The 2,796-nt window shown below is 62.8% G+C and carries 2 protein-coding genes; both read right to left on the bottom strand.

Going from position 1 to position 2,796, the window contains the following annotated elements; genetic code table 11:
- Positions 1-67: 67 nt before the first annotated feature.
- Positions 68-1,840 carry a ShlB/FhaC/HecB family hemolysin secretion/activation protein gene (locus CSQ91_RS04645; protein WP_099387496.1) on the bottom strand — a complete coding sequence of 591 codons (1,773 nt, stop codon included), beginning with the start codon at positions 1,838-1,840 and terminating at the stop codon, positions 68-70.
- A 298-nt stretch (positions 1,841-2,138) separates the two neighbouring features.
- The gene (locus tag CSQ91_RS04640; protein ID WP_099387495.1) at positions 2,139-2,786 is read right to left on the bottom strand and encodes a DUF4272 domain-containing protein; all 648 of its coding nucleotides are present in this window, start codon (positions 2,784-2,786) and stop codon (positions 2,139-2,141) included.
- Positions 2,787-2,796: the final 10 nt, after the last annotated feature.

Raw genomic sequence — 2,796 nt, 5'->3', positions numbered from 1 at the left:
GAAATGTCCTAATGACAATTAAATGATGCGATAAAGGGAGAAAGAACGGCTGGCGGGTAGCTGCGTCTTAGTAACTGGCGTTCAAGCTGAAGCCGGCCGTATGGCTGGCCGTGCGAAAGAGTTCAGGCTTGTGCACAGGCCAGCTGACAAAGGCGTCGTACTGCACGCCCAGCCATTGCCCCCGTAAGCCGACAAAGCCGCCCGTCAGGCGGCGCGCGATCAACCATTCGGCGGATGGCCCCGATACTTCGCCGTGATCCAGGCCCGCATAGGCTTCCTGGCCGCTGCTGCCCAGCGGCATGCCGAGCTCGTTGCGCAGCAGCCAGCCGCGTTCAGCCGACAGACTGCTTTCGCCGTCGTAGCCGCGCACCGTGTAGCGCCCGCCGATGGCGAAGCGGTCTTGCGGCACCAGCGGCGTGCGGTTGTGCTGCGTGCGCCAGTTGCCGGTGTAGCGCAGTGGCTGGCCAGCCAGCGTGAACGGCGCAGACAGGGCCGCATCGGCCAGCAGCAAACGCATGCGCGAAGTACCTTCGCCGAACGCTTCCTCGGGCGCAGCCAGCGCATCCATCGCGCCCGTGCCGCGCCGGTACTGCAGATTGACGTCAAACGTGGCCTGGCCCATGAATTCACGGTGGCCGATGCCGAGTTCCCAACCGGCCATGCGGCGGCGTTGCACTTCCACTTCCGTGTCGTCGATGGAGTTCTGCGCGGCGCGCTGCCAGCCGCGCAGGGACACGGTGGTCTTGCGCGACGCATCGCGGTAGACCAGCCGCGACAGTTTCACTTCGCGATTCTGGCTCGCGCCGCTGTAGTTGTAATCTTGATTGATGCCGGCCACGGACTGGTGGTAATGGCTGTCGCTGGCCGTGAAGGCCAGCAGCCAGTAGGCGTAGGGAATAGAATAATGGGCCACCATGCCGGCCGTGCCGCGCGGACCGTTACGGTCGCCGTCGACGTTCTGGTTCAGACTCAGGTAAAACAGATCATTCAGAGTCAGCCAATGGTCATACGACAGGGTCACGCTGCCCTGCAGCTTGCCTGTCGAGCGCGAGCCGCCATCGTCGAGGCCCAGCGCCAGGCGGAACGGTAAGCCCTGCTTCCACTGGATCTGCAGGTCGCTCTCGCCCGGTTTCGCATTGCCGCCCTCGGCCGGCATGATCTGGATATCGGCTTCGGCCGTCGGCACGCGCTTGAAGTTTTCCAGCGCCTGTTCCGTATCACGCACATTGAGCAAATCGCCCGGGCGCGCCGGCATGGCATTCCACCAGGTGGCACGAGGATTCGTGCCGGGCGCGAAGCCGATCTGGCGGATGCGCCCCGGCATCAAGGTCAGGGTTAAAGTACCCTTGCTTAAATCCTGCGGCTCGGCCAGCACGCGCGTGATGACAAAGCCGCGCGCGATGATGGCGTTCTGCATGCGGCCCATCAGCACATTGATGGCCTGCGTGCCCAGACAGCGTCCCAGCGCAGAGTCCGGCGCACCCAGGTCATCGCGGCTGGCGGCGCCCAGCGCCCATTGGAACAATTCGGCGTCCTCGCCCCGCAATTGCAGGTGGTCGATGGTAAAGCATGGCGACTCGCCCGCGGGCAGACGGTTGGCGGACACGGCCGCCGGCACCTCGAGCAGGCGCACGTCGGGATTGCGTTCCTGCTGCTGGCGCAGGAGGCGCTCGCGTTCTTGCTGGCGTATCAGTTCTTGGCTGGCATCGTCGCGCTGGCTGCTGCCAGGCGTATTGGAAAGGGGCGGCGCGATTTCAGGACGGGTCTGCGCGGACACGGCGGCACACAGGGTGCTGCTAAACAAAAATACACCGCACCATGGCGTCAAGCGCAGGTGCATATGTTGCCTTAAATAATTATTTACATAAGGAAATTATAAATTAATTATTTCTACGCGGCAACTTTATTTATTTCTTGAGAACTTTACCTCTTTGGTAACTGTCTTTCAACTATCCAATTACCACTAGTAAAACAAGCAGGCGGTATCATGACAGGAGAACAGGCAATGGCAGCCGGAATGGATGCCATAAAAAAAGCCCGCTAGAAACAGGGCTGCAGTTTCAAAACAGCGGTGCCGGGCGTGGCGCCATGGAGCAAGCGTTTCACCGGACGCTTGAGGCAAGCGCCTGTGAGCCACGTCAAACAGCCACTTCGATCTCCTCCCACGGCACAGCTGCCGGATCCAGCAGCCACAGCAAGGCAAACTGGCGCTGCGCGATGACCTGCCCGATCAATCCCCCTGGCACGTCGACGAAGCGCGCTTGCTGGCACACGGCCAGCAGGCGCGTGTTCAGGTCAAGCGCATCGAGAAGTTCCCCATCGCCGCGCAATGGCTCAGCCAGCGCATCGATCGAGCCGGCTCCCGTGATCATGGCCGCGATGCGCTGCGGGTCGCAAGTGGCCGTCGGCGTCTCCAGACTGCCAGCCTTGCCCAAGGCCCATAACAGCGCCCAGCACGCTTCGAAGCCCCACTGGAACACGGGTCCCCGCTGTGCCGGATCGGTCTGCGGGTCGAGAAATGCGGCTTCGAGGGGACGTAATGCGGACGCGGCGCCCAGGTCCGCGATCAGGTCGGAGGCAAGCTCCGTCGCGAGTCCTTCGGCGCGCGAGGCGCACATGCACAGGCAAATGGCGCGCCCTGCCGTGTCGCGTGCGCTGCGCACGGCACCGCTCAATGTCGGTGGCAAAGGCAATTGGCCTGGGGGAAGCGGCAGGCCCAATGATGTCAGATGACGAACCGAACGATCCAGGCGCGCCAGCGCCACGTCAGAAGGGATGGTGTTCATGGCTAGGCCG

It is taken from the genome of Janthinobacterium sp. BJB301, from assembly GCF_002735685.1.
GTDB classification, from domain to species: domain Bacteria; phylum Pseudomonadota; class Gammaproteobacteria; order Burkholderiales; family Burkholderiaceae_D; genus Janthinobacterium; species Janthinobacterium lividum.
This window is presented reverse-complemented; position numbering and strand designations above follow the sequence as displayed.